Raw genomic sequence first — 14,823 nt, 5'->3', positions numbered from 1 at the left:
GGCGCTGGCCGGACGACGCGGCTCACCCGGTTGCCGGGGGTGACCGTGGCCAGCGGATGACCGCTCGGTGCCCGCACCGATCCTCCCGGATGGGCGGCACGGGTGGCCGGCGCGCCGGTCCAAGTGCCGGACCCGATCGCAGGGATGTCCAGACCGTCTTGGCCGCAATGATTCTCGTCGGATCGACGGGGCCCGGGCGGGGCCGGTCCGGCCCGCCGGGCCGCGGAAGAGGCCTGGTCGGAGCCGGTGAGGTGGCGCCGTCGGGGTCGGGCGCGGCGGGTCGACGGCCGTGGTCGGGTTCGCTGCGACCGGCCGGCCGGGGGCGGTGGATCGGTCGTCGTCGCAGGTCGGCCGGGGCATCTTCAGGTGTTGTCGGTGCCCAAATGTCGATACCGTGATCCCGGCCAACACCTTCATGACTGATTTGAGCCGCGCCACGGTGTTGAGCTCGAGCGGCGTCGATCGGAAGGAACGTGATGTCCTCCCCCCAGGAACAGTTCGCGGCAGCCGTGCGCTCTACTCAGGCGCAGGCAGCCGATGCAGTCGAGACGTGGACCAAGATCACCCAGGAAGCATTCGGCAAGATCGGCGATGCGCCGGCCAAGGCCCCGCAGCCCGATCAGGTGATCGATCAGGTCTTCGATTTCGCCGAAAAGATGCTCGAGGGTCAGCGCGAGTTCGCGCACAAGATGCTCGGCATGAGCGAGAAGGTCGGAGAGGCCGCCCGCGAAGAAATCGAATCGGCCACCGAGAAGGTGCGCGACCAGGTCGAGACCCGCACCGAGGCGGCCCGCAAGGCGGCCGAGTCGGTTCGTGACGACCTGACCGCGCGGTCGGACGCCGCCCGCAAGCAGGCCGAGGAGATCATCGAGGCCGCGCGCGAGCGGGCCGACGCGGCCAGCAAGGCAGCCAAGGAGCAGGCCGAGAAGGTCCTCGAGGCGGCCCGTCAGCAGGCCGAGCTGATCCTGGAGGCGGCCCGCAAGCAGGCCAAGACCCTGTCCGCGCCGCTGTCGGACATCGCCGATCAGATGACCAAGGCCGGCGAGCAGGCCCTGGCCGCCGTCACCCCGGGTGCGGCGAAGACCCAGTCTGCGGCCGAGACCGTCGAGGCGGCCGCCGATACCGCGGCCGACGCGGCCGTCGACACCGCTGAGGCGGCGGCCGACACCGCCGAGGAAGCCGTCGACACCGTCGACGACGCGGTCGAGGAAACCGTCGAGGAAGCCGCCGAGTCCTACGACGGGTGGACCAAGGCCCAGCTCCAGGAAGAGCTGGTGAACCGGGGCCTGCCCAAGTCGGGCAACGTCGCCGAGCTGCGGGAGCGTCTGCGCTCCGCTGACTGACTGACTGACTGACTGACTGGCTCGGTCGGGCTGACCGGCCCGGCTCGCCGAGCGCCGTCGGAACGCCGTCCGAACCCCTGGGTTCGGGCGGCGTTTCGCTTTGCGGGCCGTTGCCTTCAGGCCGGCGACACCCGGACCGCTGGCCGGCAGAACGGTCCGAGGCAGGCCGGTCCGAGGCGGGCCGGTCTCAGGCAGGCCGGTCGGCGCGGTGCTCGTGGCTGCTGTCCACGGCCAGCACCACGCCGAGCAGGTCGCTCAGCGCGTGCCGCAGCCGCCCGTCGGCCAGCTCGTAGCGGACCCGGCGCCCCTCGGGCACGGCCACCACCAGCCCGCAGCCGCGCAGGCAGGCCAGGTGATTGGACAGGCTCTGCCGGGAAACCCCCAACAGCTCGGCCAGTTCCGCCGGATAGGCCGGCGCCTCGCGCAGGGCGAGCAGGACCCGGGCCCGGGTGGAATCGGACAGCGCCGCCCCGAACCGGGCGAGCACCTCCCCGTGGGTGACCACAACCATGGCGCCAAGGGTACATCCGGACGTGAATCGTGAGGTGCGCTCGGGTCGGGCGCCCGTCCGTCCGCTCAGTGCTCGACGCCGGAGCGGGTGGCGGTGTCGCGCATGGTGACCAGCAGGTCGTCGCGCAGCTGGGTCATCCGCTCGGCGGTGATCGCCGGCCCGCTCACCCGGATGTAGACGGCTAGCGCGTCGTCGGGGAAGGCGAAAGCGGCGCCGTCACCGATGTAGTGGCCCAGGCCGGTGGCCCACTTGCCGCCCTCCGGGACCTCCCCGCACGGGCACAGCGGCCACAGGCCCAGGCCGGTGTTGAGCTCGTTCAGCTCGGTCATCCGGGCCAGCGCCTCCCGCGACAGGACCTCGCCCCGGTTGAGCAGCGCGTCGAAGAAGCGCGCGACATCGGCCGGGGCGGCGGTGATCCCGCCGGAGGACGAGCCCACCCAGCCGGCCCGCCCGTCGTCGATCACGCCGACCGTGGCCAGGCCCAGGGGCGCGGTGATCCGGTCGGACAGCAGCGAGCCGTAGTCCTGGGCGGTCAACGACTCCAGCAGCAGGCCGAGCCAGAGGTAGTTGCTGTTGCTGTAGCTGACCGCGGCCCCTGGGACGTGCAGCAGCGGGGTCCGGGTGGACAGGGAGACCAGTTCGGCGGCCGTGTAGACGTGCGCCGGGTCGTACCCGACGGCGTCGTTGTACTGGACCAGGCCGGTCGAGTGCTGCAGCAGCTGACGGGCGGTCACGGTCACGCCGTCGGGCAGCGGTGCCACCCCGGGCAACTCGGGGACCGCGGCGTCCAGGTCGAGCACGCCGTCCGCGGCGAACTGCACGGCCAGCGCGGCGGTGAACGTCTTGGTCAGCGAGGCCATGCCGACCGCGGCGTCGGCGGCCCGGCCGGCCAGCGCCTCCTCGGGTCGGGTGCCGCTGCCGCTCCAGATCTGGGTGCCCGACGCGACGCTGACCACTGCGTCGTCGACGTCGGGCTGGGCCAGGATCCAGGCGTCCAGCCCGTCCTGCAGCTCGCCCACCGGGAGCTCAGCGGGGGACTCGGTACTGGCGGCGGCCCGGTCCTTGATCCCGACGAACGCCGTATCGGCGAGCGCGGTGCGGTCCGACGGCCGCGGGATCGCGGCGACGGCCGTCCCGGCCCGGTCGACGAAGACGCCGGACACGCCGACGGCGGCCACCGCGAGCAGCGAGGCGCAGGCCGCGACCAGACCCAGCCGGAGCGGGATCGGGGTGGGCCCGCGCCGCGCCGGGCGGGGGCGCCGGCCGGGCCACCACCGGGGCGGGCGGCGGGCGGCGACGTCCTCGACCCAGCCGAACGCGAGCACGGCGGCCGCGGTGAACAGCACGGTCCACGCCAGCACCCCCGGGACGTGCAGCAGGCCGTCCGGGGCCAGCGACAAGGCCAGCAGGATGGCCGCCGGATGCCACAGGTAGACGGTCAGCGCCCGCGCGCTGACCCCGCGGCCGATCGCCGCCACCCGCGGCCCGCCGGCCCACCGGCGCAACGGCTGCTCGGCCGCGCCGATGAGCAGCAGCCACCCGAGCGCGGCCACGGCCAGCAGCAGGTACGACTCGTTGAGCGAGCCCCGGGGCAGCGGCACGACCAGGGCGGCCGCGAGCGTGGCCGCGATCAGCAGGCCCCCAGTCATCGCCCGGACGGCCACACCGCCGGCCGTCACCCGGCCCGGACGGCGGGTCGCCCACGCGATGCCCAGCAGCGCGAACAGGCCGTAACAGAGCAGGTCACCGGCGGCGACCCGGGCCGCGCCGGTCAGCGCGGGCAGGCCGAGCGCCGGCCCGACCTCCAGCGCGACCAGACCGGCCAGCGCCACCGCCGTCACCGGCACGATCCGCCGGGCCAGCACCATTGCGACCGGTAGCAGCAGCACCAGCAGCAGGTAGTCGGTCAGGTACCACAGGTGCCCGGTCAGCCAGTCCCGGTCCGTCCCCGTGGTCTGGTGCAGGGGGACCAGCAGGGACAGCGCCAGCTGCCAGGGTCGTTGGCCGGTGGACTCGGCGTCGCCGTCGGGAGTGTCCAGGGTGCCGCCGGCGACCAGCATGGTGGCCAGCAGCCCCAGCGAGTACACCCAGAACGGGATCAGCAGCCGCCCGAGCCGCCGGGCCAGCCGGCGTGCGTGCGCGATCGGCCCGGACCCGTTCCCCCCGGGCCCGCTCAGCGCCGAACCACTCAGCGCCGAACCACTCAGCGCCGAACCGCTCAGGGCCGAACCGGCCAGCACCGAACCGGCCAGGAAGAACATCACCGGCATGGCCGGGAAGATCCAGCTCAGCCACGGCGCGGCGAACGCGTGCCAGAGCACCACCCGGCCCAGCGCAACCGTCCGCAGGCCGTCGACCAAGGGGTCCCGGGTCCCCGGACGGGGCGTCGTCCCGGGCATCGGGTCGGTGGCGGCAGGCATCCCGTCCATCCTGACCCGGCGTTCGCGCTCGACCAGCCGATCGGACCACTGAGCGGTTGTGGGCTGCCTCACCGGATCGGCCGGCCGGGTTGGGGTCAGCGGCGCAGATACCGGGCCAGCCGCCCGGCCCCGGTCGCGATGACCGCCGCCCCGGCCACCGCGATCAGGCCGCCGGTGATGACGTACGCGTGGGTGGTGACCAGGCCGGCGACGAGCACGACGGCCCCGAAGACCATCAGCAGACCGTCCAGCACGGCCTTGACCGGCACCCGCCGGGGGGAGGTGAACGCGGCCGCCAGGTCGGGGTCGTCGCTGACCAGGGCCTGCTCGATCGCATCGAGCCGGCGTCGGTCCTGATCGGACAGGGGCATCGCATCCTCCTCGGGGTCGCGGGTCGGGTGGGTCAGGGCTCGATGAGACCGGCCCGGATCGCGAATCGGGTCAGGGCCAGGCGGTCGTGCAGGCCGAGCTTGTGCAGCACGTTGGCCCGATGCCGGTCCACCGTCTTGACACTGATGACCAGGGCGTCGGCGATCGCCCGCGAGGAGTGGCCCTCGGCGATCATCTTGACCACCTCCTCCTCCCGCGCGGTCAGGATGCTGTCCGGGATCCGCTCGCCGGAGCGTTGCCGGCGCAGGTAGTCCTGGATCAGTGCGGACGTCGCGCCGGCGCAGACGAAGGGGTCGCCGCGGACGGCCGCCCGGCAGGCCTGCACCAGCTCCCGGTCGGCCACCGATTTGAGGACGTACCCGCAGGCCCCGGCCTTGAGCGATTCGAAGAAGTACTGCTCGTTGTCGTACATCGAGAGCATCAGCACCCGCACGTCGCTGCCCCGGCGGGACAGCTCGCGGGCCGCCTGCAACCCGGTCATTCGCGGCATGGCGATGTCCAGGATGGCCAGGTCGATCTCGCCGTGGCGGGCCAGCTCCACCGCCTGCGCCCCGTCGCCGGCCTCGGCCACCACCTGCAGGTCCGGCTCGCCGTCCAGGATCAGCCGCAGGCCGCGCCGGACCAGGGTGTGGTCGTCGGCCAGCAGGATCCGGGTCGGTGCGCTCATCGGCGCGTCCCGGTCGACCCGACCCGGTGCCCGACACCCCGATCGACACCCCGATCGACACCCCGATCGACACCGGGGCCCGCGGCGGCCTCGCTGTCGGCCGTTTCCGGGCGGGGGAGGAACAGCCGCAGCCGGCTGCCCCCGCCGGGGTCCGGGCCGATGGTCAGGGTCGCCGCGACCAGGATCGCCCGCTCCCGCATGCCCCGGATGCCGGCGCCCTCGGTGGCCGGGTCGAAGCCCCGCCCGTCGTCGATGATGGTCAGTTCCACGCCGTCCGGGTGGGCGATCAGGGTCAGGTCCACCCGGTCGGCGTCGGCGTGCCGGGCGACGTTGGTCAGCGCCTCCTGGGCGATCCGGTAGATCACCAGCTCGGCGTCCGCGCCCAGCGCGGGCAGCCGAGGGTCCACCGCCATGTCCACCGGCACGCGGCTGGCCGCGGTGAAATCGCTGGCCAGGGCGGCCATCGCGCTGCGCAGCCCGAGGTCTTCCAGCACTCCCGGTCGCAGCCGGCGGGCGACGGTGCGGACCTCGTCCAGGCAGGCCCGGATGGTCTCCTGCACGTCGTGCAGTTCCTCGCGCAGCGGGGCGGGAGCCTGGTCCGCGGTGCGCTTGAGGCCGAGCAGGACGGCGGTCAGGCTCTGCCCGATCTCGTCGTGCAGTTCCCGCGCGATCCGCTGCCGCTCACCCTCCTGAGCGGCCAGGGCGTGGGCACTGCTCACCCCGCGCTCGTGCTCCAGCCGATCCAGCATCTCGTTGAACCGGCCGATCACCCGGGCCATGTCCCGGTCGGCAGGCACCGCCAGCCGGTCCCCCGGGCGCAGCAGATCCACCCGCTCCATCAGGGCGGACAGCTGATCCAGCGGGCGCAGCGTGGCCCGGACGAGGATCGCGTTCATGGCCACCATCAACGCCCCGCCGATGACCAGGACCGTGACCTCGGTCAGTCGTACCGGGTTCGACACCGTCACCGGCGTGACGATCAGCACCAGCGCACCGGCCAGCACCACCGCCGCGTTGAACGCCAGCAGTCGCCGGTACAGCGAGGTGGGTGGGCGGCGGGCCGCCGGACGGACCGGCGCGCGGCGACCGATGGTCACGGACATGAACCCAGGGTTACCGGGTTTGTCCGCCCTGTCCATGGTGGCTGGCCCACAGTGCCTCGCCGGCGCTCCTGACTGCTGCACAGCGCTGTGACTGCCGGGCCCGTCCCGGTCGGCCCGGGCCGGCCGGCGAAAGATGGGTGCTGGACCCGATGGGCGAGGCCCCGACGACGTCGCAGACTGCAGTCACGGCCGCGATTCGGGACCGGTCCAGCGTGGGGCCGCCCGAACGCGGACCGTCCAACTCACCGCACGACGCGATCGGAGGAGAAATGGTCACCCGCATCATCTGGGCCAACGACGGGACCCTTTCGGCGGACCGGGCGCTCCCGGTGATCAAGGATCTGATCGCCTCGACCGGGGCCAGCCTCACCGTGTCCTACGTGCACCGGGACTGGCATCTCGGGCACCGGCCGGTGCTGGTCGAGGACCACCAGCCGATCGAGGCGGAGCTGCGCCGGCGGGTCGACGCACTGATCGCTGAGGGTTTCGACGCCGATCTGGCTCTGCACGACAACGACGGCGGCCACCCGGCGCAGCTGATCGCGGACCTGGCGCAGGACGAGGGCGCCGACCTCATCGTCGCCGGCAGCCACGGCCGGGGGCCGGTCGCCGGACTGCTGCTGGGCTCGTTCACCAGCCACCTGCTCAAGGTTGCGCACTGCCCGGTGCTGATCGTCCCGTGGCGCCCGCCCGGCCCCGATCGCGCGACCGGCCAGGCCCATGAGGTGTCGGCGAACTGACCCGCCGCACCGGCCCTGGGTGAGATGCCGGCCCCGGCCGGGGTCAGGGGGCGCCGGAACCCGGCGCCGCCGTGGTCTGCTCGGCCGCCGTGGTGGGAGTGGTCGGCGTCGTCGGAGTGGTCGGGGTCGTCGGCGGTGTAGTGGGCGTCGTCGGCGGTGTGGTGGGCGTCGTCGGCGTGGTGGGTGTCGTCGAAGTGGACGTCGTGGTCGGCGTCGTCGGCGTCGTGGTGGTGGGTGTGGTCGGCGCGGTGGTCGCCGTCGTGGTCACCGTGACTTGCGAGGGCGGCGTCGAGGTGGCCGAGGTCGGCGTCGTGCTCGGCACCGTCGGGGTGTCGGTCTGCGAGTTGCGTTGGATCAACGCGACCACCCCGATGACGGCCAGTGCGGCGATGGCCAGGATCAGCAGCGTGATCGCGAAGGTCCGGCCGGCGTTCGACTTGGTCGGCGGCGGTGGGGGCGGGGCCACCGGCTGCGGCAGGGTCGCGGTGGGCGAGGCCGCGGCCGGCAGCTGGCCACGGCCGGTCAGGGTCGCCTCGACCTGGGCCGCGCTGGGTCGCCGGACCGGGTCGGTGCTGGTCATCGAGCGCAGCAACGCCGGCCACGAGCCGGGCAGGGTGTCGGGCACGACCGGGTCGCGCAGCAGCCGGGCGACCGCGGATTCGACCGCCTGGCCGGGGAATTCGCGCCGGCCGGTCAGCGCCTCCAGCAGCACCAGGCCCAGCGCGTACACGTCGGTCGGCGGACCGACCTCGGCGCCGCGGGCCTGCTCCGGGCTCAGATAGGCGGCCGTGCCGATGACGTCGACGGCCGCGGTCAGCCGCTCGGCGGCCAGCTCCCGGGCGATGCCGAAATCGCTGAGCTTCACATCGCCGGCGGTCGACATCAGGATGTTGGCCGGCTTGACGTCCCGGTGGACCAGGCCGTGCGCGTGCACCGCGGCCAGGGCGCCGGCCACCGCCGCGCCGATCCGGGCGACGTCGCTGGGCGCCATCCCGGTCGGGGTGATCCGGTTGGCCAGGGTGCCGCCCTGCACCAGCTCCATCACCAGGTAGGTCAGGTCGGCGTCAGGGTGGGTGTCGGTGGCCCCGGGCGGAGGCTCGACCCCCAGCTTGGCGTCGTAGACGGTGACCAGATTGGGGTGCTGCAGCTTGGCCAGCACCTGCATCTCGGTGCGTTGGCGGGCCACCGTGGTGGGGTCGCTCAAACCACGGTGGAAGACCTTGACCGCGACCTGGCGGCCCAGCAGCTCGTCCAGACCCCGGTAGACCTCGGCCGTGGCGCCCCGCCCGAGCATCTCCTCCAGGCGGTACCGGTTGTCCAGCACGATCCCGGGGACCACGCCCGGGGTCGGGTCGTTGGCCGCCGAGTAGGGCGCGGTGCGGTCCAGACCCGTGCCGGTGTCGTCGAACCAGCCCTGCGGGTGGCCGGCCTGGGTCGGCGGACCGTCGGATCCGGCCGCTCGGTCGGGTCCGGTGCGCCGGGTCGGATCGGAGGGCTCGCCGCTGGCGGCGGTCTGGTCGTGGTCCGGCACGCCGGTCAGCCTATCGGGATGCGGGCGGGCGGCCAGTTGTGAGCGATCCGCGCGGCTCGCCCGGGGGCCTCGCCGGCCTGGGTGGCGGCGCGTCGGGGTCGGAGCGAAGTTTCTGGGGCCAGGGGTTGCGGGCGGCTGCCGACGTAGGTTAGCCTAACCTTGTTCGACAGGAACGATGCCCGTCGGATCGCACCGGTCACGTCCCGCGGCGGGGACTGAGCCTAGCTCCTGGTGTGGATCCGGCCAGGGGGTCTGGTTTGCGTCAGCACCGCCTGTCGACGGCCGGCGCGCGCGCCTTCGGGTGCGCGCGCCGGCCCTTTTCCGTGCGTCGTGTTCCGCCCCCCGGTTCCCCCCAGCCCCAGTGCCGCCCCCCGCCCCCGCCGCGCGCCGACTTGCCACAAACGGACTCCTGGGCGGCGATCAGGGGTCCGTTTCTGGCAAGTCGGCGGGGTGAAGCGGGGGGTGCGTCTTGGGCAAGTCGGCGCCGGAGGGGCGCCGGGGACGGGGGTGCGAGGGCGGGGCGGGACCTTGGACTCTGCCCGCCCCGGACGGGCGTTCCTAGCGTGGGTCGCACAGCCACCGACGCAGATGGAGTCCGCCCATGGGTACCGACATGTTCACCGAAGTCTTCGCGACATCGCGCGGGGCCGCGTTGGATCCCTGGGACGCGGCGGCCGGTGCGCCGGGCATCGTCGGGATGATCGCGGCGGCCGTGCTGGCGCCCAGCCCGCACAACACGCAGCCGTGGCGGTTCACCGCGGGCCCGTCCTGGCTGGACGTCTACGCCGACGTCGACCGGGTGATGCCGACCGTCGATCCCTACCGGCGGGAGCGGACCATCGCGCTGGGTGCGGCCGTCGAGAACGCGGTCGTCGCGGCGCCGGCCAAGGGGCTGCGGCCGACCGTCACCCTGTTGCCCCACGGGCCGGACTCCGATCTGGTCGCCCGGATCGACGTCACCGCCGATCACGTCGAGCTGACCCCGATGGCCGAGGCGATCGCCCAGCGGCACACCAACCGCGGTCCCTACCGGTCCGACCCGGTCGCCCCCGAGTTGCTGGCCGAGCTGGCCGCGCTGGCCGAGGACGGCACGAGCGTGCGCTGGGTGACCGAGGACGGCGCCCGGTGCACGCTCGGCGACCTGCTGGTCGACGCCGCGCAGGCCGTCGTCGACGACGACGCGATGTCTCGCGACGGGTACGCCTGGTTCCGCTCGACCACCGCCCAGGCCGACGCGCACCGGGACGGGCTGACCGTGGACGGGCAGGGGCTGGCCGCCCCGGTGCGGGCGGTGGCCAAGCTGGTGCCCCCGCTGACCAGCCGGTCGATCACCGACGCCAACTGGGTCAAGCAGACCCGCTCCGTGCACACCAGGACGGCCGCGGCCTACGGCATCGTCCTGGTCGACGATCCGTACCGGCGCGCGGACCAGCTGGCCGGCGGCCGGTTGGCGGAGCGGATCCACCTCGCGGCGACCACCCATCAGCTGGCCCTGCAGCACATGAACCAGATCACCGAACGGATGGACCGCGACCGTCACCGGGGCCGGCCGAACAAGTTCCAAGTTCGGCTGTCCCGGGTGCTGGGGGCCGACGCGCATCGGGCGTTGTGCCTGTTCCGGGTGGGTTGGCCGGTCCGGCCGGGCAAGCCGACGCCGCGACGGGCGGCGCATCAGGTGCTCACCCGCGAGTCGTGAGGCCGGCGGGTCGGTGGATGATCGGCCCATGTACGACGTCGCCGAGCCGTCCACCCTCCCGTTCCAGCTGCCGCCGTTTCCCCAGATCCGGACCGACGATCTCGAACCGGCCTTCCTGGCCGCGATGGCCGAGCACCAGGCGCAGGTTCGGGCGATCGCCGACAACGTGCAGGAGCCGACCCTTGCGAACACGATCGTGGAGCTGGAGCGGGCCGGTACCCGGCTCGTGCGGGTGTCGAGCACGTTTTTCAATCTCACCGGCACCTGCTCGACCGAGGCGTTGCGCGCGGTCGAGGCGCGGGTGGTGCCCGCGCTGACGGCGCACTACGACCGGATCCGCCTGGATCCGGCGTTGTTCGCCCGGATCGATGCGATTGCCCGGGCCGAGGCGGCCGCACCCACGCTGACCGGCGAGGACGCCCAGCTGCTGCGCCGCTACCACCTGGACTTCGTGCTGGCCGGCGCCGGGCTGGACGAGCAGGGGCGTCGCCGGCTGGCCGAGCTCAACGAGCAGCTGTCGACGCTGACCACCCGGTTCGGGCAGAACCTGCTGCAGGCGACCGAGGCCGCGGTGGTCGTGGTCGACGACGTCGCCGAGCTGGACGGCCTGTCCCCGGACGCGATCGCCGCGGCCGCGGCGGCCGCCGCCGACCGGGGGCTGACCGGCAAGTACGTCATCTCCCTGGTGCTGCCCACCGGCCAGCCGCTGCTCAAGGTGCTGCGCAACCGGGACGTGCGCCGCCGGCTGTTCGAGGCGTCGGTGCACCGGGCCGAGGGCGGCGAGCACGACAACCGGCCGCTGGTGCTGCAGATCGCGACGCTGCGGGCCCGGCGGGCGCAGCTGCTCGGATTCGCCACCCACGCCGACGCGACCGTCGCCGACCAGACCGTCGGGTCACTGGCCGCGATGGACGAGTTCCTGGGCCGGCTGGTCGGACCGGCGGTGGCCAACGCGCGGGCCGAGGCCGAGCTGCTGGCGGCGGCGGCCGCCGCGGACGGCGTCGACAAGCTGGCCCCGTGGGACTGGGCCTACTACAGCGAGCGGATCTACACCGAGCGCTACCAGGTCGACACCGCCGCGCTGCGCCCGTATTTCGAGCTGGAACGGGTGCTCACCGACGGGGTGTTCGCGGCCGCCCGCGGCCTGTTCGGCATCGAGCTGGTGCCGCGGACCGACCTGGTCGGCTACCACCCGGAGGTGCGGATCTGGGAGGTCCGGGACGCCCACGGCGAGCCGATCGGGCTGTTCCTGGGCGACTACTTCGCCCGGGAGGGCAAGCGCGGCGGCGCCTGGATGAGCTCATTCGTCGACCAGAACGAGCTGATGGGCACCCCGCCGGTGATCGTCAACGTGCTCAACATCCCGCACCCGGCGGCCGGCGAACCGGCCCTGCTCACGCTGGACGAGCTGCGCACGTTGTTCCACGAGTTCGGGCACGCGCTGCACGGGTTGCTCTCCCGGGTCCGCTACCCGCGCTTCTCCGGGACGAACGTGCCTCGCGACTTCGTCGAGTACCCCAGCCAGGTCAACGAGATGTGGATCTTCTGGCCGGAGGTGATGGCCGGGTACGCCCGGCACGTGCACACCGGGGAGCCGCTGGCCGCGGCGGTGGTGGACTCGATCCGGGCCGCCCAGCTGTGGGGCGAGGGGTTCGCCACGGTGGAGTACCTGGCCGCGACGCTGCTGGACCAGGCCTGGCACCGCCTCGGGCCCGACGACGTGGTGCCGGACGTGGTCGAGTTCGAACGGGCCGCGCTGGCCGCCGCCGGGATCGACCTGGCCCTGGTCCCCCCGCGCTACCGCAGCACCTATTTCCAGCACATCTTCGACGGCGGGTACTCGGCCGGCTACTACTCCTACATCTGGTCGGAGGTGCTGGACGCCGACACCGTCGACATGATCACCGAGAACGGCGGCCTGACCCGGGCCAACGGCGACCACCTGCGGGCCACCCTGCTCTCGGTCGGCGGGTCGGTGCCTGCGCTGGATGCCTTCCGGGCGCTGCGCGGTCGGGACGCCCGGATCGAACCGCTGCTGCGCCGTCGCGGGCTGGACCGGACGGGCTGACCCGGCCCGGCGGGCCGGGTCGCGGGACACTGGTCCCATGGCCGACCGTCGCGCCCGGGTGTCCGACGTGCATCAGCTCGCCGCCGGGATGCCGCATGTGACCGTCTATCCGGGCACCGAGGACCGACCGGTCTACCAGGTCGGCGGCAAGAGCTTCGTGTTCTTCCGGACGCCGCGGCCGGACGCCCGTGACCCGGACACCGGGGAGAAGTACGACGACGTCATCGTGTTCTGGGTGGACGGCGAGCAGGACAAGCAGGCGCTGCTGCAGTCCGGCCCGCCCTACTTCACCACTGCGCACTTCAACGGCCACCCGTCGGTGTTGATCCGGCAGAGCGAGCTGGGCCGGCTGTCGCTGACCGAGCTGACCGAGCTGGTGCAGGACGCCTGGCTGAGCCGGGCCTCCAAGACCCGGGCCCGGGCCTGGCTGGCCGAGCACCCGACCTGATCGACCGGCCGGCACCCCACTCCACCCCGGGCACCCCCACTCCACGTTGGGCAACCCCACTCCACGTTGGGGTTCTCCACTCCTTGTCGATGCGGAGTAGGGAACACCCTCGCGGAGTGCAGCTGTCCGTCGCGGAGTCGAGTGCACCCGCCCGGCCCGCGCCCATCACGCACACCCGTCCGCAACTGAGGCACCTCAGATCCGGTCTGAGCTGCCGTCTGCGGTAGGGCGACACGGCCGCGGTCCTCGGGGTGCACCGCCAGACCCTGGTCTACCGGCTCGACCGGGTGGAAAAGCTCACCGGCCGCAGCGTGCGGCGAACCGGGACGTGGCCGAGCTCTGGCTGGCCTGCAGCGCCTGGGAGATCAGCAGCCGCCCGCCCGGCTGATCCGCCGTCGTGTTGACACGGCTGTAACCGAACGGCCGCCCGCGGAAACATCACGCCTGTCTACTGCTATTAGACACAGTCTCTCACCAGTAGTCTTCGCTCCGTCGATCGGCGGGGGCGTCGAGACCGTGTGCGGCGACGACCCAGACGACCGTGACGACCCGGGAAGGCATCAGCATGGACACCGGAAGTACAGCGTGGATCTTGGCCAGCTCGATGGCCGTCAGCTTGATGATCCCCGGCCTGGCCCTGTTCTACGGCGGCATGACCGCGGCCCGCAGCACCCTGAACATGATGATGATGGTGCTGGGCTCGGTGGCCGTCACCGGCGTCATCTGGGTGCTCTTCGGTTACTCGGCCGTCTTCGGCACCTCGCTGGGATCCCTTGGGCTGCTGGGTCATCCGTTCGAATATCTCGGCCTCGGCCAGCTGATGGCGCCGACCCCGGACGCCACCCTGCCGCCGATCCTGGTCGCCGCCTTCCAGGCGTTGTTCGCGGCCATCACGGTGGCGCTGATCGCCGGCGCGGTCGCCGACCGGATGAAGTTCGGCGCCTGGATGGTCTTCGCCGGCCTGTGGGTCACCCTGGTCTACCTGCCCGTCGCGCACTGGGTGTTCGCGTTCGACGCCCCGGACGGCTCGGTGGTCGGCGGGTGGATCGCGAACACCCTGGGGGCCATCGACTTCGCCGGCGGGACGGCCGTGCACATCAACGCCGGCATCGCCGGTCTGGCCGTCGTCCTGGTGCTCGGTCGCCGGCTGGGCTGGCCGCACGCGCCCCGGCCGCACAACCTGCCGGCCACGGTGCTCGGGGCCGGCATCCTGTGGTTCGGCTGGTTCGGCTTCAACGGCGGCTCCGCGCTGGCCGCCGGGACGGCGGCGTCGGTGGTCTTCCTGAACACCTTCGCGGCCGCCTGCACGGCCCTGCTGGCCTGGCTCGTGGTGGAGAAGTTCCGCGACGGGCACGCCACCACCCTGGGCGCGGCGTCCGGCCTCATCGCCGGCCTGGTGGCCATCACCCCGTCCTGCGGCGCGGTGTCCCCGGTCGGCGCCCTGATCATCGGGGTGGTGGCCGGCACGGTGTGCCCGTTCGCCATCGGCCTCAAGCGGCGTTTCGGCTACGACGACGCGCTGGACGTGGTCGGGGTGCACCTGGTCGGCGGCATCCTGGGCACCCTGCTCATCGGCCTGCTGGCCACCGACGCCGCCCCCAACGGCCGGTCCGGGCTGTTCTACGGCGGCGGCTGGGAGCTGCTCGGGGTGCAGGCGGTGGCCGCCGGCGCCGTCATCGCCTACTCCTTCGTCGTAACCTCGATCATCGCGCTGGTGCTGCACAAGACCATCGGGCTGCGGGTGAGCCCGGACCACGAGCAGCAGGGCCTGGACCTGGCCGTGCACGGGGAGACCGCCTACGACCTGGGGGCGGCGGCCGCCGGGGACGAGGAGACGGCTCCGCTGGGCGCTCATCACCGGCGGGTCGCCGACGCGCCGGTGAGCTGACCGGCCCGGGACACTGCA

The 14,823-nt window shown here is 73.1% G+C and carries 12 protein-coding genes and 1 pseudogene; 7 read left to right on the top strand and 6 right to left on the bottom strand.

Features of this window, described 5'->3' with window-relative positions:
* Positions 1-476: 476 nt before the first annotated feature.
* A complete protein-coding gene (locus tag NAMU_RS25205; protein WP_015750162.1) occupies positions 477-1,343 on the top strand; it encodes an SAP domain-containing protein in 867 nt (288 codons plus the stop codon).
* A gap of 187 nt (positions 1,344-1,530) precedes the next feature.
* On the opposite strand, the gene NAMU_RS25200 is transcribed toward NAMU_RS25205, so the two are convergent.
* The 5 genes from NAMU_RS25200 to NAMU_RS25180 form a co-directional block, all read right to left on the bottom strand.
* Positions 1,531-1,854 (bottom strand): ArsR/SmtB family transcription factor, encoded by a 324-nt coding sequence (locus NAMU_RS25200; protein ID WP_015750161.1) that lies wholly within the window; start codon positions 1,852-1,854, stop codon positions 1,531-1,533.
* 65 nt (positions 1,855-1,919) lie between these two features.
* Positions 1,920-4,274, bottom strand: coding sequence for a serine hydrolase (locus NAMU_RS25195; RefSeq protein ID WP_015750160.1), 2,355 nt, complete (start codon positions 4,272-4,274; stop codon positions 1,920-1,922).
* A gap of 95 nt (positions 4,275-4,369) precedes the next feature.
* The gene (locus NAMU_RS25190) at positions 4,370-4,645 is read right to left on the bottom strand and encodes a DUF3040 domain-containing protein (protein WP_015750159.1); all 276 of its coding nucleotides are present in this window, start codon (positions 4,643-4,645) and stop codon (positions 4,370-4,372) included.
* A 32-nt stretch (positions 4,646-4,677) separates the two neighbouring features.
* Positions 4,678-5,331: a response regulator gene (locus NAMU_RS25185; RefSeq protein WP_015750158.1), complete on the bottom strand. Its 654-nt coding sequence runs from the start codon at positions 5,329-5,331 to the stop codon at positions 4,678-4,680.
* The gene (locus tag NAMU_RS25180) at positions 5,328-6,434 is read right to left on the bottom strand and encodes a HAMP domain-containing sensor histidine kinase (protein WP_015750157.1); all 1,107 of its coding nucleotides are present in this window, start codon (positions 6,432-6,434) and stop codon (positions 5,328-5,330) included. Before NAMU_RS25180 ends, NAMU_RS25185 begins: the two co-directional genes overlap by 4 nt.
* 269 nt (positions 6,435-6,703) lie before the next feature.
* On the opposite strand from NAMU_RS25180, the gene NAMU_RS25175 reads away from it, so the two are divergent.
* Positions 6,704-7,174 carry a universal stress protein gene (locus NAMU_RS25175; protein WP_015750156.1) on the top strand — a complete coding sequence of 157 codons (471 nt, stop codon included), beginning with the start codon at positions 6,704-6,706 and terminating at the stop codon, positions 7,172-7,174.
* A 43-nt stretch (positions 7,175-7,217) separates the two neighbouring features.
* On the opposite strand, the gene NAMU_RS27900 is transcribed toward NAMU_RS25175, so the two are convergent.
* Entirely contained in the window at positions 7,218-8,705 is a 1,488-nt protein-coding gene (locus NAMU_RS27900) for a serine/threonine-protein kinase (RefSeq protein WP_052308077.1), read from the bottom strand.
* Positions 8,706-9,306: 601 nt separating this feature from the next.
* On the opposite strand from NAMU_RS27900, the gene NAMU_RS28730 reads away from it, so the two are divergent.
* The 5 genes and pseudogenes from NAMU_RS28730 (at position 9,307) to NAMU_RS25150 (ending at position 14,805) form a co-directional block, all read left to right on the top strand.
* Entirely contained in the window at positions 9,307-10,401 is a 1,095-nt protein-coding gene (locus NAMU_RS28730; RefSeq protein ID WP_015750154.1) for an Acg family FMN-binding oxidoreductase, read from the top strand.
* 28 nt (positions 10,402-10,429) lie between these two features.
* On the top strand, positions 10,430-12,469 hold the full coding sequence (locus NAMU_RS25160) for a M3 family metallopeptidase (RefSeq protein WP_015750153.1): 2,040 nt from the start codon (positions 10,430-10,432) through the stop codon (positions 12,467-12,469).
* Between the two features lie 37 nt (positions 12,470-12,506).
* Positions 12,507-12,917, top strand: a complete 411-nt coding sequence (locus tag NAMU_RS25155; protein WP_015750152.1) for an MmcQ/YjbR family DNA-binding protein — start codon at positions 12,507-12,509, stop codon at positions 12,915-12,917.
* Positions 12,918-13,159: 242 nt separating this feature from the next.
* Positions 13,160-13,321, top strand: a pseudogene (locus NAMU_RS32025) (helix-turn-helix domain-containing protein); the annotation flags it as partial.
* A gap of 161 nt (positions 13,322-13,482) precedes the next feature.
* Complete coding sequence (locus NAMU_RS25150; RefSeq protein WP_015750151.1) at positions 13,483-14,805, top strand: ammonium transporter; 1,323 nt, start codon at positions 13,483-13,485, stop codon at positions 14,803-14,805.
* The last annotated feature ends 18 nt before the right edge of the window (positions 14,806-14,823 follow it).

This window comes from Nakamurella multipartita DSM 44233, assembly GCF_000024365.1.
Classification (GTDB): Bacteria; Actinomycetota; Actinomycetes; order Mycobacteriales; family Nakamurellaceae; genus Nakamurella; species Nakamurella multipartita.
Note: the sequence above shows the minus strand (reverse complement) of the source record. Positions and strands in the feature narration are given on the sequence as shown.